Source organism: Campylobacter sp. BCW_4321, assembly GCF_001763075.1.
Lineage (GTDB): Bacteria > Campylobacterota > Campylobacteria > Campylobacterales > Campylobacteraceae > Campylobacter_D > Campylobacter_D jejuni.
Genome location: NZ_MJYA01000029.1, coordinates 1 through 22327, shown reverse-complemented (window position 1 = coordinate 22327; position 22327 = coordinate 1). Strand labels below are relative to the sequence as shown.

Sequence of the window (22327 nt, the reverse complement as noted above, 5' to 3'; positions counted from 1 at the left end):
CCTGCTTCTATAGTTCCTTTATTTGTAAGGGTTTCTATCTTGTTGCCATCACCTATGAAGATAGCATTGCCGTTTTGATTTTTAATTAGGCCTGTGTTTTCAAAATTTTTAATAGTGGAGCTTGAAGTTCCCCAACTTTGAATGAATACTGCTCCTGATAATTGTTTGGCTCCAGATGTTCCTTCTATAGTGCCACTGTTTTTAAAATTATCTATAGTAGTACTTGATATATTTATACCTACTCTTCCCGAAAGAATGCCTGAGTTATCAAAATTTTTTATAGTAGAAGCTTGAAGATTAACCCCAGAGCTCGCAAATGCAGCCCCATTAGGTCCTCCTGGATCTTTTCTTCCATCACCTTTTAAGATTCCGTTTTTGCTATTGATAAATGTTTGGATTGTAGAATTGCCAATATATATTGCTTGTGTATCCCAGTTTTTTACATCTTGATTGCTGGTTTGAATAGTGCCACTATTATTAAGAGTTTGTACACTTGAATTATTTATGCTTATACCTCTATGTCCTTCGCTTTTAATGTTTCCATTATTGGTAATGGTTTTAACATCGGTATAATTAAACTGAACAGCTTCTTTATTTGTTGAAGTTGTTATAACTCCAGTATTGTTAAAATTATTAATCGTGGATTTATTATTAGCACCGCCTTCGAAAAAAACTCCTTTATCGCTTGAAGCTATAGTTCCACTGTTATCAAACTGATCCACAGTGAGAGTTCCCTGACCTCCCCAAACTCCCATATAAATTTGACCATTAACTTGACCTGTATTTTCAAAGGTGTTAACAGTGATGGTTCCTGCAAAACCTTGATCATGTTCTACAGCTACCTTACCGTTAATAGTTCCTTTATTGGTAAGATTAGCAAGAGTAAGAGTGTTGTTACCACTAGCATGGGCATAGATGATTTTATTGTTATTACCTATACTACCTAAAGTTCCACCTGCTTCAATTATTATGGTATGCACACCTGAATCAGAAATGTTGATTTGATTGTTGATTGAACTACTTACAGTCGTATTAATCCTAGCTTGAGGAGCATAAACACTTGCTGAACTAGCTTTAGTATTTTTACTTATTTCATCATAAGTTTTTATTTCAGGAGTAGGTGCAGCATTTGCACAACTAGCTAAGAAAGAAATAGCAGCCAAAGATAAAACTATCTTTTTAGAATTTAAACAGGATTCTTTACCCTCTCCTATAGGTGTTTTAGTTAATGTGATATTTTTCATAAGAATTTCCTCCCTTTATAATTTGTTCTATATATTATATTTTTTAAAAATAATATAAAATACAAAATAAAACGACAGAATATTAAAATAGTTATACTTAAAATATTATTAAATACTTATTATAATAAAACTATATTGTTTGAATTTATGTTTTATTTAAAGTTAGATTAAGAGTAAATTTTTAGACTTTTATTGTTTTCTGTGTTTAGATTATAATCACTTCATTTTCTAAGTTTATGCCAAATTCTTCAAAGACTTTTTTTCTAGCTAATTCGATAAGAAAAAACGCATCTTCAAAACTTGCATTTTTTTTATTGATTAAAAAATTTGCGTGTTTGTCGCTTAACATAGCATCTCCCTTGCTAAATCCTTTAAGTCCTACAGCTTCGATTAAACGTCCTGCAAAGTCGTTTTTTGGATTTTTAAAGATAGAGCCAAAGCTTGCCCCACTAGGTTGGTTGCTCCTTGCATTTTTTAAAGTTTTATCTTTAAGGGTATCAAAGCCAAAATTTAGTTTAAATTCAGCCCAAAAAAAAGGCATATTTAAAGGACAAAAACGATAATCAAAATTTATATTTTCTCTTAAAATTTCGCCTTGAAAAGTAGCAATTTTGATTAAATTTTGACTAATGCACTCTCCTTTAAGTCCTGCATTCATCTTCAAAAGCCCGCCAAGTGTACCAGGAATTTTGCTTAAATACTCAAAACCCTTAAGATTATTTTCTTTGGCAAAACGATACATTTTGCTTGATTTTGTTTTGCAGCCTATGCGAAGATGTATAAAATCTTTATTTTGATCTAAAATTTGTATAAAATCAAAACTATCTCCTAAAATTCCTATATTTTTAGGTTTTGGGCTAACTAAAAGGTTATTTGCACCGCCTATTAAAAAACCATCAAAATCACAAATTTGATCCAAAACTAAAACTTCAAATTTATTTCCTATGCGCACAGAAGAGTATTTTTTAAAATCAATGATCATTTGATAAAAGTTGGAATTTGATTTAGTATGTTTTCGGTAAAGTCAATCATAGTTGTGGTCATCCAAGGCATTAAAAAGATTAAAATAACTACAACTAAGATGATTTTAGGAACAAAAGAAAGTGTCATTTCGTTAATCTGTGTAGTTGCTTGAAAAATACTGATTACAAGCCCTGCAATAAGCCCTGCTAAAAGCATAGGCAAGGAAAGTAAAAGTGTGATTTTAAAGGTTTGCACTCCAAGAGCAACTAAGGTACTTTCATCCATTTTTATCCTTTTTAAGAATTTCTAGCTTCTTCGTATTCGCTAGGGATAAGATAATCATTTACATGTATGATTTTATCATAAAATTTATAATCATATCCTAGTTTAAAAAGCGTATCTACAGCTAAAAGTTGAGTTTGATTCATGCTAATGGAGTTTTTATTGGCATATAGATTAAGATAAGTATCTAGTTTTTCTTCATCAACACGGATAAGTTTTCTTTCCATAAGCATAGGGGCTAAAATTTTACGATTTGCATCGGCGATTTTTACAGCATTGGTTAAATCCTTTTCGATCTTAATCGCATCGCTTAAAGGCAAAGAGCGACGCAAAGCCATTCCACCTAAAGGCAAAGGTAAATTTTCTTTAGTAAATTCAAGCCATATATCCCAAAGTTCTGCTTCCACGCAAAGACTTTGATCAAATTCTAAAATGCTTTCATGGATCAAAACTCCTGCATCTACTTCACCACTTAAAACTGCATTTTCAATGTCTAAAAAATTCTTATAAATAATTCTAGCTTCAGGATATTTCATACGAAAAATCAAAGCATTGGTGGTATTTGCTCCACTCAAAGCGACTTTAAAATTTCTTTTTAAATGCGTATCTTTTTTCTTGATGAGTTTTGGCCCATAACCTTCGCCAAAACTCACTGCTGTGCGTAAAAGCGCATACTCAGAAGCGATTAAAGGATAAAGCCCAAAAGAAATAGCTGTAGCATCAAATTCATTTTTCAAGGCAAATTCATTTAAAGTTTGTATATCTAAAGCTGTATTTTCATAAGCAAAATCATTCCCCATCCACCCAAATTTAATAGCCATATACATAAAAATATCATCAGCATCAGGAGAATGTGCAATAGTAATTTTTTTCATCTATGCTTCCTTGTAAATCTTTGCTTTAATTCTAGCAAAATAAACCATTATTTAATTTTATTTTGTTAGAATTCTAACTAAAAATTTAGAATTTTTAAGGAAAGTTATGGATGATAATAAAAGAAAATCCCTAGATGCTGCCCTAAAAAGTTTAGATAAAACCTTTGGAAAAGGCACTATCTTAAGACTAGGGGATAAAGAAGTCGAGCAAATCGATAGCATAGGTACAGGTTCAGTTGGGCTTGATCTTGCTTTAGGTATAGGCGGTGTTCCAAAAGGAAGAATCATAGAAATTTATGGGCCTGAAAGTTCAGGTAAAACCACTCTAACTTTACACATTATCGCAGAATGCCAAAAAGCAGGTGGAGTTTGTGCTTTTATCGATGCAGAACATGCGCTTGATGTAAAATATGCTAAAAATTTAGGTGTAAATACAGATGATTTATATGTTTCACAACCTGATTTTGGAGAGCAAGCCTTAGAAATTGTAGAAACTATAGCAAGAAGTGGTGCAGTAGATCTTATCGTAGTAGATAGCGTTGCAGCACTTACCCCAAAAGCAGAAATTGAAGGCGATATGGGTGATCAACATGTAGGACTTCAAGCAAGACTTATGTCTCAAGCTCTAAGAAAACTTACAGGTATAGTTCATAAAATGAATACCACAGTAATTTTCATCAACCAAATTCGTATGAAAATCGGCGCTATGGGTTATGGTACTCCTGAAACCACAACAGGTGGAAATGCGTTAAAATTTTATGCTTCTGTGCGTTTAGATGTTAGAAAAGTAGCAACCTTAAAACAAAACGAAGAACCTATAGGAAACCGCGTTAAAGTAAAAGTAGTTAAAAATAAAGTTGCTCCTCCATTCAGACAAGCTGAATTTGATGTGATGTTTGGAGAGGGTTTAAGCCGTGAAGGTGAGTTGATTGATTACGGTGTAAAACTTGATATCGTAGATAAAAGTGGTGCGTGGTTCTCTTATAAAGATAAAAAACTTGGACAAGGTAGAGAAAACTCAAAAGCTTTCTTAAAAGAAAACCCTGAAATTGCAGATGAAATCACAAAAGCGATTCAAAATTCTATGGGAATAGAAGGTATGTTCAGCGGTAGCGAAGATGACGAAGGAGAAGAATAATGTTAGTAATTGAAGATGTTAGAGCCTATGAAGTTCTTGATAGTAGAGGAAACCCAACCGTAAAAGCTGAAGTTACGCTAAGCGATGGAAGTGTAGGTGCGGCCATAGTTCCAAGTGGTGCAAGTACAGGTTCAAAAGAGGCTTTAGAATTGCGTGATAATGATGAAAGATTTGGCGGAAAAGGCGTTTTAAAAGCTGTTGTAAATGTCAATGAAACCATTGCAGATGAAATTTTAGGGCTAGATGCTTTTAATCAAACTCAACTTGATGATACTTTGCGTGAGCTTGATGGAACAAATAATTACTCAAATTTAGGCGCAAATGCGACTTTAGGCGTGTCTATGGCAACAGCTCGTGCAGCTGCGGCTGCTTTGGGAATGCCTTTGTATCGCTACTTAGGTGGTGCAAATGCAAGCATTTTGCCTGTACCAATGTGTAATATCATAAATGGCGGTGCTCATGCAAACAACAATGTAGATTTTCAAGAATTTATGATCATGCCTTTTGGTTTTACTAGTTTTAAAGAAGCTTTGCGTTCAGTTTGTGAAATTTATGCGATATTAAAAAAAGAACTCGCAAATTCTGGACATTCTACGGCTTTAGGTGATGAAGGCGGTTTTGCTCCAAATTTAGCTAACAACACAGAACCTATCGATCTTTTAATGACTTGTATCAAAAAAGCAGGTTATGAAAATCGTGTAAAAATCGCTCTTGATGTAGCAAGTACAGAATTTTTCAAAGATGGCAAATACCACATGGAAGGCAAGGCTTTTTCAAGCGAGGATTTGATCGAACGCTATGTAGAACTTTGTGCAAAATATCCAATTTGCAGTATCGAAGATGGCTTAGCTGAAAATGACTTTGAAGGTTGGATCAAGCTTACTGAAAAATTGGGCAATAAAATTCAGCTTGTGGGTGATGATTTATTTGTAACCAATGAAGATATTTTAAGAGAAGGCATCATCAAAAAAATGGCAAATGCTGTACTTATCAAGCCAAATCAAATCGGAACTATTACCCAAACTATGAGAACTGTGCGTTTAGCGCAAAGAAATAACTATAAATGTGTGATGAGTCATAGAAGCGGCGAAAGTGAAGATGCTTTTATAGCAGATTTTGCCGTAGCTTTAAATACAGGACAAATCAAAACAGGAGCTCTAGCAAGAGGCGAAAGAACCGCAAAATACAATCGCTTGCTTGAAATTGAACTTGAAAGCGATGAATACTTAGGAGAAAAGCTCTGAGCGATTTACTTAAAGAATACGATGAAAGCACAAGAAAAAAAAGTTTTTATACCCATGTTATAAAAATGATTTTTTGGGCTTTTCTTGTTGTAATTGGAGCGATTTATTTTGGCAATATGTTTTTTGGGCAGTATTCTTTGGATACTTTATTAAGCTTAGAAAATACCAAAGAAGAGCTTAATAAAAAGATTATTTTACTTAAAGAACAAAACGCTAAAGCACAAAAAGATTATTTTGAATTAAAAGGATTATATCCAAATGAAAACTAGAATTTTAGCAATATTTTTTATTTTTACCTCTCTTTTATATTCTGATGAAAATCCTTTCAAGGCAGATCAAAATATAACCTTGGTTGCTCCACCTGAATTTCAAAAAGAGGAAGTTAAATTTAATTCTAGTGCAAGAATTTTAAAAAGCATCACTTTTAATTATATCAATTTAGACGGAAGTGAAGATAAGATTGATTTAGATGTTAATAAAAGTATTGATTGGCACGATACTTATACTATATCAAGATTTAAAAGCCCTGATCCTTCAAAAGTACTCGATGTTTCAGTTACTATACCTGAAAAAAATAGCTCTAAACAAGAATCAAACTCAACAGCCAATGTTGAAATACCTTTACAGGTTGCAAAGATTTATGATTTTATTTCTTACGCGGTTTATAAAAACAAAATAAAACTTAACACTAGTGATGAAATGATCACAGATTTTTCAGTAGGAAATCCGAGCAAAATCGTTATAGATTTTAGGTCTAATTTGATTAGCCCTACAAAAAACATACGCCTTAGCAATTCTATTTTTAAACGCATAGGCTTTGGATCTCATAAAGGATATTATCGACTTGTAATATATCTTGATGGAACTTATAATTATAATATTCAAAAAGATGCAACTGGATATATGATTAATCTGCTTTGATGAGATTTATTTTTTTAATATGTTGTGCTTGTTTAGTTTTTGCTAATGAAATTTTACTTCTTAGCAAATTCGATAAGCAAGATTTTAACTCTAAAGATTTTAATGCTTATTTGATGAGCGAAAAACTTGATGGAGTGCGTGGAATTTGGGATGGGAAATATCTAAAAACTCGCCAAAATTACCAAATAAAAACTCCTGACTTTTTTACAAAAAATTTCCCTCCTTTTGCTATTGATGGTGAGCTTTGGATAGCAAGAAATAAATTTGATGAAATTTCAGCTTTAATTCGTAGTGGCGATAGCAATTTGACCTTATGGAAGGAAGTAACTTATAATATTTTTGATGTGCCAAATGCTTGCGAAGAATTTCAAATTTCTACTTGTACTCTTAAAAATCGTTTGGCTGTTTTAGAAGAGTATTTGCAAAAATATCCTAGTGCCTATATAAAAATTATTCCTCAAATTCCAGTTGAAAATCAAAATAATTTAAATCAATTTTACGAAAGCATTATAAAAAATCAAGGTGAAGGTATTGTCATACGCAAAAATTTAAGTCCTTATGAAAAAGGCAGAAGTAAAAATGCTATGAAATTAAAACCCTATGATGATGCAGAATGTGAGTTGGTAGGATTTCGCAAGGGTAAGGGTAAATTTGAAAATCAAGTAGGTGCCTTACTTTGTAAAATGCCTAATGGACAAATCATTAAAATAGGCAGTGGTTTAAAAGATGAAGATAGAAAAAATCCTCCAAAAATTGGTAGTATTGTGACTTATAAATTTAATGGATTGACCAAAAATTCCTTACCTCGCTTTCCGGTTTTTTTAAGAATAAGAGATGAAAATCCTTGACTTTAAAATTATTTTGTGATAAAATATTTCCTTTTATTTATTCGGGGTGTAGCGCAGTCTGGTTAGCGCACTTGGTTTGGGACCAAGGGGCCGAAGGTTCGAATCCTTTCACCCCGACCATTTTTTATAAATTTATACAAAATGGTGAGTGTAGCTCAGTCGGTTAGAGCATCAGATTGTGGTCCTGAGGGTCGTGGGTTCAATTCCCATCACTCACCCCACTAAGCGCTCGTAGCTCAACTGGATAGAGCAACAGACTTCGGATCTGTAGGTTATGGGTTCGATTCCTATCGGGCGCACCACCAAGATTTTATATGCGTTCATAGCTCAGCTGGATAGAGCAACGGCCTTCTAAGCCGTAGGTCAGAGGTTCGAATCCTCTTGGGCGTACCACTTTAGCGGATGTGGTGAAATTGGCAGACACGCCAGACTTAGGATCTGGTGCAGCAATGCGTGAAGGTTCAAGTCCTTTCATCCGCACCACCATGCTTTGAAGCTACTTTTTAAAATTTTTAAAAAACTTAGGGAGCGGTTTTGGTAGCGGTTTTTTTCTCAAAAATTAATTTTTAACACTCCATATTAAAATAATATAATTTATCATTAATAATCTAAAAAAGAAATTGACTTTTATAAAAATATTTAAAAAAATAAAATAAAAATACATTCTATTTTTTTATATTAAATTGCCAGTTTATTTTCTATTTCTTTTTTTAATAATATAAAATTCACACATTAAGATTTATTTATTTTGTTATGAAGCTTTAAGAATAATTAAACCATAAAATACATATGAATTTTCATAGTGTTAATACTGATAAAATAATGGTTTCTCAGCTTTTTCGGTTTTTTGCTTATAAATACGCTAATTAATCAATAAATGAATGCTATAAAGATTTGATTACAATTAAATGCTGCCAAAGATAAACAAAAACAAGCCTAAAATCAAAATTTACTATAAAGCAATATCAACAATTAAAATCGATTTATGAGCTTGTTTTGTGTTATAATTTATTTTGCATAGATTTTATTAATCAATAGTTTTATTTTTTATAGGTAAAAGAGTTTCAAATATGGATAGAATATTAGAAAATAATTTAGCTAATGCATTTAACGAACTTCAACAAACATTATCTAATTCTTATTTAGAATTGTATTCTTGCACTACAAACAAACGCCTTCAATTAGTTTTTTCATCTTTACATAATAACATCATAGAGTGTTTTAAAAAAATGAATGAACGTCTTCCATCTACTGAAAAAAGCAATAAACATTATTTGGCCAACTATAGTAGAAAGTTAAAAACCAATATAGAGTTAGCTTTGCACTTACAGAAGGAATTTAAAAACAGTGAGTTATCTTTTGAGATAGATAAATATTATTACAATATTTTTAAACAGTGCTTAGATTTTTTAGAAAATAGTGGAGGTAGCGAGATTCCTTTAGGAATGAAAAAAATAACTATTTATGAAAAAATATCTATATTTGTTTTGTCAAACAAAATAAATATTCCAAACATACTCAGAAGTTGCACTTTAACTCTTATTGGTAGTGGATCTTATGCTAATGTATATAAATATTACGATGATTTTTATCAATGTCATTTTGCATTAAAGAGACTAAATAAGGCTGCCAACGATAAAGAATTTATTAGATTTGTTAAAGAGTATGAAATAATGAGAAGTGTTAACAATCCTTATATTCTAAAAGTATATTCTATGGATGAACAAAAGAAGGAATATATTATGGAATATGCTGATTTCACTTTAGAAAAATATATAAAAAATTATAACCAAAAGCTTTCAAATGGTGAAAGAATTTCCTTAGGTTGTCAAGTGCTTAAAGGGATTGAAATTCTATGGAACAATAATATATTACATAGAGACATTAGTTTTAATAATATCTTACTGAAGCTATATGATTATATTTACCCTGTGATAAAAATTTCTGATTTTGGATTAGCAAAAGAAATTAATAGCGATTTAACAAGTATTGATACAGAAATAAAAGGAAGTTTAAATGATTTTTCTACTTTGAAAATTAAAGGTTTTAATGAGTATAACATTGAAGATGAGCTTTATGCGTTAACTCAAGTCTTGTATTTTATAGCTACAGGTAAAGAGAATGTAAAAAAAGCAAATTGTGACTTTTTAAAAAAAGGAATTGGTGAAGACAAGGAAAACAGATATAAAAAGCTAGAAGACTTAAAAGTGGATTTTATTTCTTTTTTAAAAGCAAGATAACTAGGTTAAACTAGTTATCTTGGACAGTATTAATTAATTCTTGTGCCATTTCAATAACATCTTGTGATTTATTGTGTTTTAAAATATAAACTCCATCTTCATCTTCTTTTTCTAAAACAAAATCACTATTTATATTTTCTACAATAAATTTATCATTTAATTTTAAAAGCCACCCATTTTTATTACATGATGTTATTTCTATTTTATCGGTAATTTTAATATATTCAGATCTTTGTTCATCTTCTATCAAATGGATATTACTTATTTCAGATAATATTTTTACATAAGTATTTACATATTTGCTACCCATTGTTTCACCATACATCTTATCTATATTAAAATTTTCTTCATCATACCAAACAAAATAATTTTTTTTCCTTTTTTCTGTATTGTTAAATATTTTATCTCCATGTTTAATAAAATAATAAACCCAACTGGTATAGTTTATATTACCTTTATTGTTAAGATAATCCAAAATTAACTGTTCTAATATTTCATTTGAATCATAATCTAAAAACTCATCCTTAATAGATTTATATTTTTTAAAGAACTGATAAAATAAGCCAAGGTAGTCTGTGTAATCTTCCATATCATTTTGATTATTCTTGGTTAATAAAATTTCCCATTTATTATCAACACCAAAGTAATATTTTGAACCAGAGCCAGCAAAACCAATATATTTTGCATAGTCTTCTATGGTCAGTAAAGATCTAATAATTAAATGGGTTTTGCTAGTAAAAATTTTAGTAATATTATCACTTGCAAATTTCAATAATTCTTTATCTTCAAATAAAAAGAAAGATAAATCTCCACAGATGTATTTATAATCTTCTAATTGTTGAATGGTGCATTTTAAATTATTGTCATTTTGTATATATTTTGCTTTATATACTTCTTGATCCAATGAATCTTTGCTTATATCTGTATTTGTTAATTTTACTTCATTATTGATTAGGTAGGTGTATATATTTTCTTTTGCATTAACTAAAGACAAATTTAATATATAATATAATTTTTCATAAGATAAAGTAGCAGTATAATCTATTTTACCTTGCTTTAAAGCTCTAATTCTCTGAGTTAAATTTCTTACAATTCTAAGTTTATCTAATAAATTTACAACATTAATATTGCCTTCATTTTCTACAAAATTACTAATAATGATGAATAATAATATTTTTTGCTGTAAATTAATCAGATTACCCTTATCATTATTAATCACTTTTATTAATAAATCTGGATATTTATCAAATAAGGCTAATTTATTTTTTTCAAAATTATCTGAAAGATTTTCCTTGTTAAAATTAGCTATATTTTCTAAGTATTTAATGGCTTTAAAGAAGAAATCAATATTTTCATCATTTAAATATACATTTTCGATCAGTTTGCTAATGTTTTTTTTCATATTTTCAAAATCAATAACTGTTGTTTTTTCTTTATTTTTTACATGAAGCATTTCACTGATAAAATAAAAAAAATTCATAAAAGCGTCATCTATCAAATAGTGTTTATTTTTAAAACCTAATCTCCAAAACAAATCTGTCCACTCGCCATCAATATTTTTTATAAAATACTCTTTGAAGAGATTTTTCTTATTACTAATTAGAAATTTTTCAAATTCTGCTTTAAAAATTTCAAAATCTGTTAATTTTTTACCTCTAGCATTCATTTTTATATACAAATCATCATCTAAATTAAAATTCTCTAGTTTAATAAAATGAAATTTAAGTAATTCTAGTTTATCAAAGAATTCTTCGTTGTTAAATTTTTTATGTATATCATCTATCATTGCTAGCATAGATTTAATAGTAGGATCATTATCCCAAAAATATAAAAACCAACTACTGTTTTTAATTTTTTCAGATAATTTATCACTATCTTCAAAAGTATTAAATTCTTCTTGTATTAATTTTTGACAAAACTCTCTTGAGCTAGCTCTAGTTTCATAAGTAAATTTTTTTAAAAAATCTATTTCTTTATCTTCCTTTTTTCCGGAGTACCAATAAAGTAAAAAAATAGTAGTCAGTCTCTGTTGCCCATCAAGCGGCAAAAAAACATCATTTTTAACACTTCCATAAATAAAATCTAAACACATTTCTTTGTTGTTGTTCAAGTGCACAAGAATATTGTCTAAAAATTTATCCCTAATAATACTAGCCTCAATTCTTCCTTGTGCATAATCTCTCTGTATAATAGGAATTTTAATTTGATATTCCTCAATTAATTCTTTAAAATTGGTAATATTTTTAAGCATTGTTATTCTCCATTTTTTATAAAAACTTTGATTTTTTCTTCAATAGCTTTTAAATACGAATCTTGATCACTACTAGTCCAAAAATAAATATTTTTTGCATCGTCAAAATTTTCACTATAATATTTCATAAACACATTTTTAGTACATAAAGGGATAAATTTTCCAGTTTTTTCATCATCTTTTAATCTATTCCTTTTAATAGCAAATATATGATTGCTAAGCTTGCTATTTGTATCAAGCGAAAGCAAGGTCAAATTAGCTATGCTATGCTTATCTTCGGAACCAAAATATTCAAAAATATTATTAGTTATATCAGCAAATTTTTTATCACCAATTTTTTCATTTGGATTATTAATTACTTTTTTAATTTTATTTAATAATAAATTTGTTTGTTCATTTGAATTATTGAGTAATTTTAAAATATTAATAATATCTTTTACCCATTGTTTTCTTTCATCTTCGTTTTTTATAGTAAATCCGCTTTGAGGATTTATGTGTTCTAAACTCCATTTTTCTGATATATATTTATCAAATGAAAATCTTATATCACTCTCTAAGTATGTAGCTATGTTAAATAGCAATAATATCTTCTTTATCTCATTTTTATCATCTTCATAGCTCATTTCCTTTATTTCGTTTATATTTTTTACTTTTATATGTTTACTAATTTGCTCCTCTATAAATAGCATAAAATCCTCTTTGCTCTTTTTTGAAGATTCTTTATAAAGACTAACTAGTGATTTTTCGCTTTCTTTGTTTTCTAAAACATTTAAATAGCCTATTAAATGATATAACTTATGATTTTCATACCAATATTTAAATGTTAAAAATATTTTTTTAACTTCTAGCCAAATTTCATCTAAAATTTTAAGTTTATTATCGCTTTTAAGTTCATTAGCAAAAAATCTATAGATTGTACAAGGATCTTTATCTGTTGGATTATTATATGCATTATTGTAGTAAGTTTTAAACAAAAGTTCTATTCTTGCTGGATAATCTTCATCGCTAGTTAAAAATCTCCAAAATTCGTTGTTTTGTAAGGCATATTCCATTTCATCCCATTCTTTAGAAATTTCAATTTGTCTTAAATCAACTTCTTCTTTTTTAAAGTTATTGCTATTTAAAAATAAGGCTTTGATTAATTCGGCATTAGTTAATGGAATCTTTCCGCTATTTATTCTTGAGAATACTTCCCTTTCATCTTCATTATCTTCTATTTCATGCCATATAATTCTCACATTTTTTGCTATATTATTTTGCGATGTTAAAATTCTAAAAAATTCTTGCCTTCTGTTGTTATTTTTACTAAACCATTCTTCAATATATTCATAAGCCTCGCTCATATAATAAAAATCAATATTTGATTCTTTTTCATTTGTTTTGTGTTTTTCTTGTATATTTTCTAAAAAATCTTTACTATCTTTTCTAATTTCATATTCTATTTTAAATGATTCATATCTACTATCATCCATATATACTTTAAAATGAGAAAGAATCATATGTATAGTAGTAAGTCTTTGTTGTCCATCAACTAATTTATATTTTTTTTCATCTTGTTCGTATTTTTTTACAATAATCGGCTGTAAACAATAAAAACTGTCTTTCTTATCATCCTCTTTTTCACAAAAATTCCATATATCTTCTAATAAATCTTCAACTTGTGTTTTATCCCATCTGTAACCTCTTTGATAAGATGGAATTACAAAATTTAACCCAAATAAATCATTTATTGATTTAATATCACTCATTATCTTCTCCAGATATTTTATTTTTATTGTTTTTATATTCTTGAGCTAACTCAAAGAGTTTTGAAATTAATTCCTCTTCACTTTTAACAAAGGATTTATCCTCATACCGATTACTAAATCGGAAATCAAAAAAATTATTTTTTTGATATTTTTTAATAACATTTACAAACGATCTAATAAAATTTCCATCAATAGGTTTAAAATTTAATATTCCATTTTTTGGGTCTTCTTTCATACCACATAAACGTAATTCATTTTTAATCTTCGAAATTGAATCAGTATCTTTTTGAGATATTGTAGACAATTCATCTTCTAATTTAATTACCAATTTAGCATTTACCATACAGTAAAATATGATATTAACAAACAAGACTCGCGTATATTCATCTTTTAAATATTCATTATCCAAACCTTCAAAATATTCATTAAAGCAATAAATAATTTTTTTTATCTCGCGTAAATTTATTAATTTTAATTCATCTATTTTATTTTTTATTTTTATATTCGATAAGTATTTTTCCACTTCTTCTTGTGGGAAATTTTCGGTATAAAGTGGATATTTTAATAAACCTTTTAATAATTCTAATTGATCAAAAGGATATGGAGTATAATTATAAGTTACATCCACTATCTTTTCTATATAATTATTAAATTGTTCTTGAGAATTTGTGTTTATTTTTGAACTATTATAAAGTAGAATAACATGACAACCTTTATTTTCTTTAAGCTCAGAAATCAATCCTAAAATATCTTGCACCGGAATTTTATCTGATAATCTTTCAAAATCATCAATACATATAATAGTATTGCCCATATGTTCTTTTCTAAAAAATTTAAATAACAAATCCATATCTATGTTTTTACCAAAAAGTTTAAATGTTCCCTGTATAAGATTTCTTATACCATCTACATTTTTATTTTCTATTGTTAAAAATTGAGATATTAAATCTTTAATAATCTCATTTTCATCTTTTTTTCCAAAAACTGAAGTATATATGGGAGTTATCTTCAGTACTTCTTTTATTTCTTCTTCTATTATTTTATGATACATATAGGATTTACCTACACCCCATTCCCCATCTATTGCTATTGCTATTGCACTTTCGTTTGAGAGAGAATATTGTCTTAATAGATTAACAACTTTATTTTTTAATGTTTCCTTATCTATACCCATCACTCACACTCCATTTTACTAATCTCATTTATCAAATCAACGCTTTTTATAGATAAATCAATGATTTTTAAAAGAAGTTCATAAATGTATTTACCGCCTTGATAATCATTTGGATTGTTTTCTATCAAGCTTTTTTTATCTATGCTTATTTGGTATCTATCGATAATCCAATCAATCGCACTTTTGCCATTGATTTTATATTCAAAAGCTTTGCTAGGTATATTTTTTATAGTGATATTTTGATTATAAAAAATATCATTTCCTAGTTTTTTCATCTTAGTAACTTTATAAAACTCATCATTGCTAATATCAGCTAAAACTCCATCTTTAAATTCTACTTCTTTAAACATTTCATTGTTTTCATAATTTAGGTGCAAAGTGGCTAGTTTTTTACCCAAAACGCTTAAGTTTTTAAAATCTTTACTTATAGGTATTCTTGGGGCTTCTTTTGAAAGTTCAAATTTGTATTTTTCCAAATAACTTTTATGATGAAATATCGCATAGATATAATAAAAAATATCTTCTTTGTTTATAGTTTCATCTTGTAATTGTTTTTTAAATTCATCTAAAGCAAAATCACTTATAGCGTATTCTTTGCTTCCATCTTCTTGATAAAAATAAAGCGAAAAAATTTGAGTGTTGGCCAAAGTTTGATAGTCGGCTATAGAATTTACTATAAAAGATGAAAATTCTTTAGTCACCATTAAGCTTGTTAGTATCAACAAATTCTCATCTGTATTTTTAGGGAAAAATTTTGTTAATTGAGATTGTTCTTCATTCCAAGTTTTTTCCCAGTAAAGATATTCTTTAGTAAAGGGACGATGAGAAATTTCTCTTATATTTTCTTGATTAAATTCTTTAATTTTTTCATTATTTATAAAATCTTTTTTTAAAGCTCTAGTCCAAGCTATTTTAGTATTATCTATGCTTATGTCTTTATCGCTTAACTCTTTATAAAGCTCAGAATTTTTAACATTTTTATTTTTTTCTAAAAAGGCTTGATGATCAAATTTAGCTAAGTCTTCATTATAAGTAGCTATGCATTTTTGCATAGAATTTGCAAGCTTTTCTTTAGAAAAATTATAAACCCAGCTATCGCGCCCAGTTACTACACCTGTGGAATTTATAACAAAAATTCCATATTCATTTTTATCGCTTTTTAAAGGCATTAAATTATCAAAGTCCTCTCCTCTTTGATTGATCCAATCGCCTTTTTCGTTTGGAATTATATTTATAAAAGGCACATTTAATACACTTTTAAAATTTTCTAATTTATCAAGCTTAGTTTGTCTATCTAGATAATCTCCTATATCATAATAATGAATTTTATTTGTTTTAACGCTCGTATCTTTTATAAAAAATACTATAGCCACACTTGCTCTTGAACCACTATCAAATATTTTTCCACCTTCTTTTCTTGAAGTTTCACCTGAAGTTCTTTGATTTCCTCTTAAATTTAAGATATAAATATCGCTAAATTCTTTAGCTACGCATTTTCTAAAGCCATCAGCACTTGTTGCATCTATAAAGCCTCCATTTACCACAAAACCTATAATGCCATTATCTTCTATTTTATCACTTGCCATACGCAAAGCTTGGATTAGTGTATCTCTTGTTGAATTACCAAATTTAGCACTTGCTTCTTTGCCATAAGTATCTTTGACGCGTTTTTCTAAATTTGGGTGAGAAATATTTGCATTATTATCATTTGCACTACTTGCTCCAGCTGAATAAGGAGGATTGCCTATGATAACTTTTATTTTTTCATTGGCTATTAAGTCTTTAATCTTTTTATTTTCTTCTAAATCTTTAAATTCTAAAGCAAATAAACCATTATCTTGTATTTTTTTATCTAAATAATCAAGACTATCAGCTAGGGCTATGTGTTTGAATTTGTCTAAGGCATTTATCCTTTCATTACCCGTTTGAGTGATATTAATAAGCGCTATATAATAAGCAAGTAAGATAATATCTTGAGCAAAAATTCCATTCTCGTATTTGTTTTTGAAATTTTCATCGCTAATTAAATTATTTTCTTTGCTTAATAATCTTGTAATAAAACTTCCTGTGCCTGTGAATGGATCAAAGATTTTTACATTTTCATCGTTAAAATCTGTATTGAAATGTCTTTTTAAAAGCTCATTGACAGAATGAAGTATAAAATCAACCACTTGCATAGGAGTATAAACTATACCTAATTTTTCAGCTTGTTTTTTAAAAGCTGATCTAAAGAAGGTATCGTATAAATTTTTAATAAGTTCTTGTTTGCTTTTTTGACTTTTTGCTAATTTTACACTTTCTTCTACGCTTTTATAAAGGGCTTTTAAAGATTTAGTTTCTTCCATCTCTAAGCCAAAAGTATTTAGCTTTTGATTTACTTCATCAAGAGCTTTTCCTATAGGATTATCATCCATATTTTTATCAAATAAAATATCAAATATAGGTTTAGTTATAATATGAGAGCATATCATATCTATGGCTTCATCTTCTTTGATATTTGGGTGAATGTTTTCTTTTAAGGAGGTTAAAAATTCTTCTAAAATTTCAGGGTGTTCTTTAAAAATAGCATTTAATCTAATGTTTAATTTTTCTACTATTTTGGCTGTTTTTGCACTAAAGCTTTGCCAATAACCTTTATCGCCAAGTTTAGTTGGTATGGCATTATATAGAGTATTTGCAAGTTCGCTCAGAGTAAAGCTATCAAACAAGCTTGGCTCATAGCTTTTATCTGTATTATTTGATGAATTATCATCTCCTACATAATCAGCTACTGCTATTTTAATCTTTTCCTTAAATACAGCTTCATCCACCAAAGTATCATCGTGGCTTCTTAGAGCTTTTAATATATTCCATATATTTAAAAAATTGGTATTTTTTATAGCTTCATCTAAATTTGAAAGCTCGTTTTCGCTTAATGCTAAAGGCAGTATGATATAGCCTGTTTTTTTATTTGGAGCTTTTCTCATTACCCTACCTACTGATTGGATTATATCCACCATAGAATTTCTTCCATCAAAAAATACTACACTATCTAAAGCAGGCACATCCACACCTTCGCTTAAGCATCTTGCATTGCTTAATATATTACAAGTATTTTCTTTTGGAGAGTTAAGATTGTTTAATTTATTTAATCTTACATTGGAGTTCATAGTTCCATCAACATGATCTATGCTTATATTAAGATTTTTAAAAGAATCTTTTTTCAATGCTTCATCATAACATTGCATAATGATTTTAAAAGAATTGCTTATATTTTTTGAATCTCTTATGCTTTTACAAAAATTTATTACTCTTCTTGAAAGATTACTATCCATTTCTTCTAAAAAGTCATTATCTATTTGGTTATTTTCATCAAGAGCAACTAAATCATTTCTTGCTAAACCTTTATGCGTACCTATGATTTTAGATACAAAATCAATATCTACATATTTTTCATCTACATTTTTCTCATCTTTTAATTTTGCTATGGCTGTATTTGCTATATTTGCAATGCCTTCTTGTTTGATGGCTAAAATGATAACTTTATAATCAGTAAGCAAGTCTTTTTCAACTGCTTCTCTAAAATTAATACTATAAATTTCATTTCCAAAAATTTCTTCATCATCCATGGAAAATACTTCATTATCATTTTCTAAAGCTTTGCTTTTTTGAGAACTAGAATAAATCTTTGGAGTAGCACTCATATAAATTCTTTTTTTAGCATTGATATTTTCATTGCTATGGCATAGAGTAAAGGTATTTAATTTATCTTTTTCTTTACCTGAATACAGATTTCCTACGCTTCTGTGAGCTTCATCGCAAATGATTAGATCAATTTCATCTAGATCGTTTTGTTTTTGAGCTTGCATGATTTTTTCAACACTTTGATAAGTAGAAAAGATGATAAATCTTTTGTTGTCTTTTTTAGCTATATCATAAGCCTTTTTAATGCTTTGAGTATCAGTAGAAGCAGGAATAGGCAATTCTAAAATATCTATATCATCTTCAACGCTTTTACCTGATTTACTATCTGAACACACAATAGAAGCAACAAAATCATCTGTCTTTTCTTTACAATATTCTCTAAATGTTTGCCCTACTAAAGCTATACTAGGAGCTAAAAATAAAACAATAGAATTTTTAGGAGTAATTTCTTCTATAATTTTTAATGAGGTAAAAGTTTTACCTGTACCGCATGCCATGATGAGCTTGCCTCTTGTGTTGTTTTTGTTTGCAAAATATTCTTTGGTGTTATTTATGGCTTGTATTTGATGTTCTCTTGGTTTTTTCTTTGCAATAATTGGCAATTCTAAAGAATTGTTTGGATCAAATTTATCCCAACTGATGTTTGAATTTAAAAAATCTTCTAGTGTGATTAATTCTATAGGTATATTTTTTGAAATTTGTTCTATCTCTTTTTTAGCGTTTTGAGTAAGATCGCTAGTGCTTATGATAATACCTTTGCTAAATTTAATCTCCCCTACTCCACTTTGTAATTTAGTAAAATAAGTGCTTAAATCTTTTAAATCTACTTTTGAGCTTTCATAAAATTTACATTGTACTGCAATATAATCATCATCTTTTGTTTGAATGATTAAATCTATACCACAATCTTGCCCATTTTTTTTATCCCATTCATCCCAAAGATAAATATTTTTATAAATATTTGCTGTATCTTTTTCTTTTAAAAGATGTTTTGAAAGTTTTTCAAACATAGATCCCTTCGATCTAGTGTTTAAATTTGCTTTTTTTAATTTTTCTAAGATGATTTCAAAAGTAGTTTCGTTTGCACTCATAGAAAACCTTTATTTAAAAATACATCATAAATATATCAAAAATAGACTTTATAGCTTATAAATGCATAAAAATTTTATGTTTTAATTTTATATAATTATAAATAGATATTATACCTACCAGAAAGCTTATAAAATCAGTAGTATTTTCTTATAGGGAATATCTTCTTTTATAGTGTTTATACTTTAGTTTTCTTCGAAGCCATAATTATTATAATTAAATTCAAAGAACTTCATAATAACTTATTTTATTCTTAATAGTATTTCAAAATATTTTTAATTAAATCATTTAAGAAGAAATATATTTTTGTGGATTTAGTTTTTTATATGCTCATGAAAGTAAAATACTGAAATTTGCTAAGTTATTCATTGTTTTACCTTGATCAAAAATGTATTTTTATTAATTTATTTTCATATCCTTAATTCTTTATGTTATAAAAATTATTAAAATAGGCTTTAAAATTATGTATTTTAAATATAAACATATTTTATGTTTATATTAACTATCAATGCTTTATAATAACATAAAAGGAAAATATTATGTTAAGAAAAATAGAAATATCTGGTTTGTATTCTTTTGGAATAGAAACACAAATTGTTGATTTTACAGCAAAACCAAAAAGTAAGTTGAAAAATACAAAATATGAGTATAATTTTAATTTATCGCAAGTTGGGAAACCTATGAAATCAGCAGTATTTTTCGGGAAAAATACTAGTGGAAAAACAAATTTTTTTATAGGTGTTAAAATTTTACTAAATATAATTAAGTATGGTTTTTCTCATACACTAAGAGAGCATTTAGTAGACAATGCTTTTAATAAAAATTCAAATTCTGTAAAATTAAATATTGAACTGTCTGATAATAGTAAAAATATTTTTGCCTATTCTATAGAGTTTAATAAAGAATATGTTCTGAAAGAAACTTTTTTGAAAAATAATAAAATTATATACAAATTCGAAAATGAGAGGGCTACTTTTGATATTTATAGCAAAAAAGAAAATGAACAGCTAGGGATGTTCTTTTCAAGAAAGCTTAGTGAAAATATTTTTTATTTCTTAAAAGATTTTGAAATAGAGCAAAAAGAAATATTTATAAATCTTATAAACAATATTGAAGTTTATATGAATAGTAACTATTCAAAAAAATACAATTTTGAATTTGAAGAAAATAAAAAGCAATATTTTTTAGAACATAAAGAAAGCATTTTGGAGGTTTTTCAATTATTGGATAAAACCATAAAAGATTTTGAGTTTAAAAAGTATAAAAAAGATGAAAAAAATATATATGAAATCTTTTTTATACGCAATGGAAAGAAATTTAATTATCAAATAGAATCAGAAGGTATTAAAAAAATAGTATATTTTGCAGATAAAATAACCCAAATTATCAAGGAAGGAAAAATTATTTTTATTGACGAATTAGATTCTTCAATAAGTACCTTAGCTTTAATACTTATATTTAACAATCTTATCAATACAGAAGAAAATCATAATGGACAATTAATTGTTTCATCTCATAATGTTTTATTGTTTGATGTAAGTTTTTTAAATTCTCAACAAATATTTTTAATTCAAAAAGATCAACACCTAGAGAGCAAGATAAGAACTTACTATGATTATGATATTAGAAGCGAAAAGAAAAAAGCATATATTGATTATTTGAAAGGGCTTTATGATGAATAAAAAAACAAAGCCCAGTATACAGATTTGGTGCGAAGGTAAAACAGAAGAAGATTATTTTAATTCTCTTTTTAAATATCTAAATTATGATAATGTTAAAATAGATGTAAAAAATTTAAAAAATAATAATTCATATAAAAACATTCTTTATAAAATAGAAAAAGCACCTTATGTTGATAAGCTTATTATTGTAATGGATCTAGATAGAGCAAAAAGTGATACTAGCGAGTTGAAAATTTTAGAAAAACTTATAAAACATATAAAAAATTCAAAAGACAAGCATTTATTTCTTACTCTTGGTGATTTTGAAGATTGGCTTAGATTTCATTTTGTAGATAATAGTAAAAATAGCAAAACAAATTTTTATAAAAAATTAGGATATAGCGATAGTAAGAATTTTAAATCATCTACTAACGATTTGTATTCTCAAATATTAAGCAAAGGTGGATGTATAGAAAATGCTGAAAAGTATTTTTGTAATATCGCAGTTTTTTGCAATAAGCGGTGCGAGATTAACAAAAATTCACTAAATAATCAAACTCAAAGTAATTTATATTATTTTAGAAGATTATTAGAACAATATAATGGTGCTTAAATTATATTATAAAGAAATTCTACTTTTTTCTTTGATATTGTGATTATATACAGATAAATCAATAATATCTAAAATTGGTTTCTAGCTAAGACTAAATATTTATGAGTAAAATTATTTTTTGTTATATTTTACAATTTTGACTGAAATTATATAATTAATCCTCCTCTAAGCCATCATTAATTCCTGCTTCTGCAAGTTCAAGTTGTTCTTTTTGATACACTTTATCATCTTTAAAGGCTTCAAAACTTTTTTCCCATAAAACCTTTCTTTGCTCTATATATTCTTGATCTTTACACATATTAATCCTTTTTATTTATCAGGTTTAAAACCACTATCTAAAATTATTTTTGTC

16 protein-coding genes, 5 tRNA genes and 1 pseudogene are annotated in these 22327 nt (G+C 27.6%); 13 read left to right on the top strand and 9 right to left on the bottom strand.

From position 1 onward, the window contains the following. The 4 genes and pseudogenes from AJN58_RS10060 to AJN58_RS04940 all read right to left on the bottom strand — a co-directional run. Positions 1-1244, bottom strand: a pseudogene (locus AJN58_RS10060) (hypothetical protein); the annotation flags it as partial. 205 nt (positions 1245-1449) lie between these two features. Then, entirely contained in the window at positions 1450-2226 is a 777-nt protein-coding gene (locus AJN58_RS04950) for a UDP-N-acetylmuramate dehydrogenase (RefSeq protein ID WP_070292057.1), read from the bottom strand. Beyond that, complete coding sequence (fliQ, locus tag AJN58_RS04945; RefSeq protein ID WP_002851290.1) at positions 2223-2492, bottom strand: flagellar biosynthesis protein FliQ; 270 nt, start codon at positions 2490-2492, stop codon at positions 2223-2225. The genes AJN58_RS04950 and fliQ overlap by 4 nt, the downstream gene beginning before the upstream one ends. Before the next feature lie 11 nt (positions 2493-2503). Then, positions 2504-3364, bottom strand: a complete 861-nt coding sequence (locus AJN58_RS04940) for a menaquinone biosynthesis family protein (RefSeq protein ID WP_070292054.1) — start codon at positions 3362-3364, stop codon at positions 2504-2506. 106 nt (positions 3365-3470) lie between these two features. Between AJN58_RS04940 and recA the strand changes: the two genes are divergently transcribed. The 11 genes from recA to AJN58_RS04885 all read left to right on the top strand — a co-directional run bounded on the left by recA (position 3471) and on the right by AJN58_RS04885 (position 9755). Next, on the top strand, positions 3471-4502 hold the full coding sequence (gene recA, locus AJN58_RS04935; RefSeq protein ID WP_002862302.1) for a recombinase RecA: 1032 nt from the start codon (positions 3471-3473) through the stop codon (positions 4500-4502). Then, on the top strand, positions 4502-5746 hold the full coding sequence (gene eno / locus AJN58_RS04930; protein WP_070277714.1) for a phosphopyruvate hydratase: 1245 nt from the start codon (positions 4502-4504) through the stop codon (positions 5744-5746). Before recA ends, eno begins: the two co-directional genes overlap by 1 nt. Positions 5747-5811: 65 nt before the next feature. Further along, positions 5812-6015, top strand: a complete 204-nt coding sequence (locus AJN58_RS04925; RefSeq protein WP_002839177.1) for a hypothetical protein — start codon at positions 5812-5814, stop codon at positions 6013-6015. Continuing rightward, complete coding sequence (gene cgpA, locus AJN58_RS04920; RefSeq protein WP_070277998.1) at positions 6005-6667, top strand: glycoprotein CgpA; 663 nt, start codon at positions 6005-6007, stop codon at positions 6665-6667. The genes AJN58_RS04925 and cgpA overlap by 11 nt, the downstream gene beginning before the upstream one ends. Then, positions 6667-7515 carry a DNA ligase gene (locus tag AJN58_RS04915; protein ID WP_070261512.1) on the top strand — a complete coding sequence of 283 codons (849 nt, stop codon included), beginning with the start codon at positions 6667-6669 and terminating at the stop codon, positions 7513-7515. Before cgpA ends, AJN58_RS04915 begins: the two co-directional genes overlap by 1 nt. A gap of 42 nt (positions 7516-7557) precedes the next feature. Continuing rightward, positions 7558-7635, top strand: a tRNA-Pro gene (locus AJN58_RS04910). A 24-nt stretch (positions 7636-7659) separates the two neighbouring features. Further along, a tRNA-His gene (locus tag AJN58_RS04905) sits at positions 7660-7736 on the top strand. 4 nt (positions 7737-7740) lie between these two features. After that, positions 7741-7817: transfer RNA gene (locus AJN58_RS04900), tRNA-Arg, on the top strand. 14 nt (positions 7818-7831) lie between these two features. Beyond that, positions 7832-7908, top strand: a tRNA-Arg gene (locus AJN58_RS04895). A 5-nt stretch (positions 7909-7913) separates the two neighbouring features. Continuing rightward, positions 7914-7998: transfer RNA gene (locus tag AJN58_RS04890), tRNA-Leu, on the top strand. 587 nt (positions 7999-8585) lie between these two features. Next, entirely contained in the window at positions 8586-9755 is a 1170-nt protein-coding gene (locus AJN58_RS04885) for a protein kinase family protein (protein WP_002807250.1), read from the top strand. Between the two features lie 10 nt (positions 9756-9765). On the opposite strand, the gene AJN58_RS04880 is transcribed toward AJN58_RS04885, so the two are convergent. From AJN58_RS04880 to AJN58_RS04865, 4 genes are read right to left on the bottom strand one after another with little or no spacing between them, the layout of a single operon-like run. Beyond that, positions 9766-12006 carry a DUF262 domain-containing protein gene (locus AJN58_RS04880; RefSeq protein WP_070292050.1) on the bottom strand — a complete coding sequence of 747 codons (2241 nt, stop codon included), beginning with the start codon at positions 12004-12006 and terminating at the stop codon, positions 9766-9768. Positions 12007-12008: 2 nt separating this feature from the next. Beyond that, positions 12009-13754, bottom strand: a complete 1746-nt coding sequence (locus AJN58_RS04875) for a DUF262 domain-containing protein (protein ID WP_002807246.1) — start codon at positions 13752-13754, stop codon at positions 12009-12011. Continuing rightward, complete coding sequence (locus AJN58_RS04870; protein ID WP_002920498.1) at positions 13747-14928, bottom strand: P-loop NTPase fold protein; 1182 nt, start codon at positions 14926-14928, stop codon at positions 13747-13749. Before AJN58_RS04870 ends, AJN58_RS04875 begins: the two co-directional genes overlap by 8 nt. Continuing rightward, entirely contained in the window at positions 14928-19703 is a 4776-nt protein-coding gene (locus AJN58_RS04865) for a type ISP restriction/modification enzyme (RefSeq protein ID WP_002807242.1), read from the bottom strand. The genes AJN58_RS04870 and AJN58_RS04865 overlap by 1 nt, the downstream gene beginning before the upstream one ends. 537 nt (positions 19704-20240) lie before the next feature. Here AJN58_RS04865 and AJN58_RS04860 point away from each other — a divergent pair. Beyond that, on the top strand, positions 20241-21383 hold the full coding sequence (locus AJN58_RS04860) for an AAA family ATPase (protein WP_002807240.1): 1143 nt from the start codon (positions 20241-20243) through the stop codon (positions 21381-21383). Further along, positions 21376-21975, top strand: coding sequence for an RloB domain-containing protein (locus AJN58_RS04855; protein ID WP_002807234.1), 600 nt, complete (start codon positions 21376-21378; stop codon positions 21973-21975). The genes AJN58_RS04860 and AJN58_RS04855 overlap by 8 nt, the downstream gene beginning before the upstream one ends. 154 nt (positions 21976-22129) lie before the next feature. Here the strand turns inward: AJN58_RS04855 and AJN58_RS10055 are convergent, their stop codons facing one another. Continuing rightward, positions 22130-22273 (bottom strand): hypothetical protein, encoded by a 144-nt coding sequence (locus AJN58_RS10055; RefSeq protein WP_002807233.1) that lies wholly within the window; start codon positions 22271-22273, stop codon positions 22130-22132. Between the last annotated feature and the right edge of the window lie 54 nt (positions 22274-22327).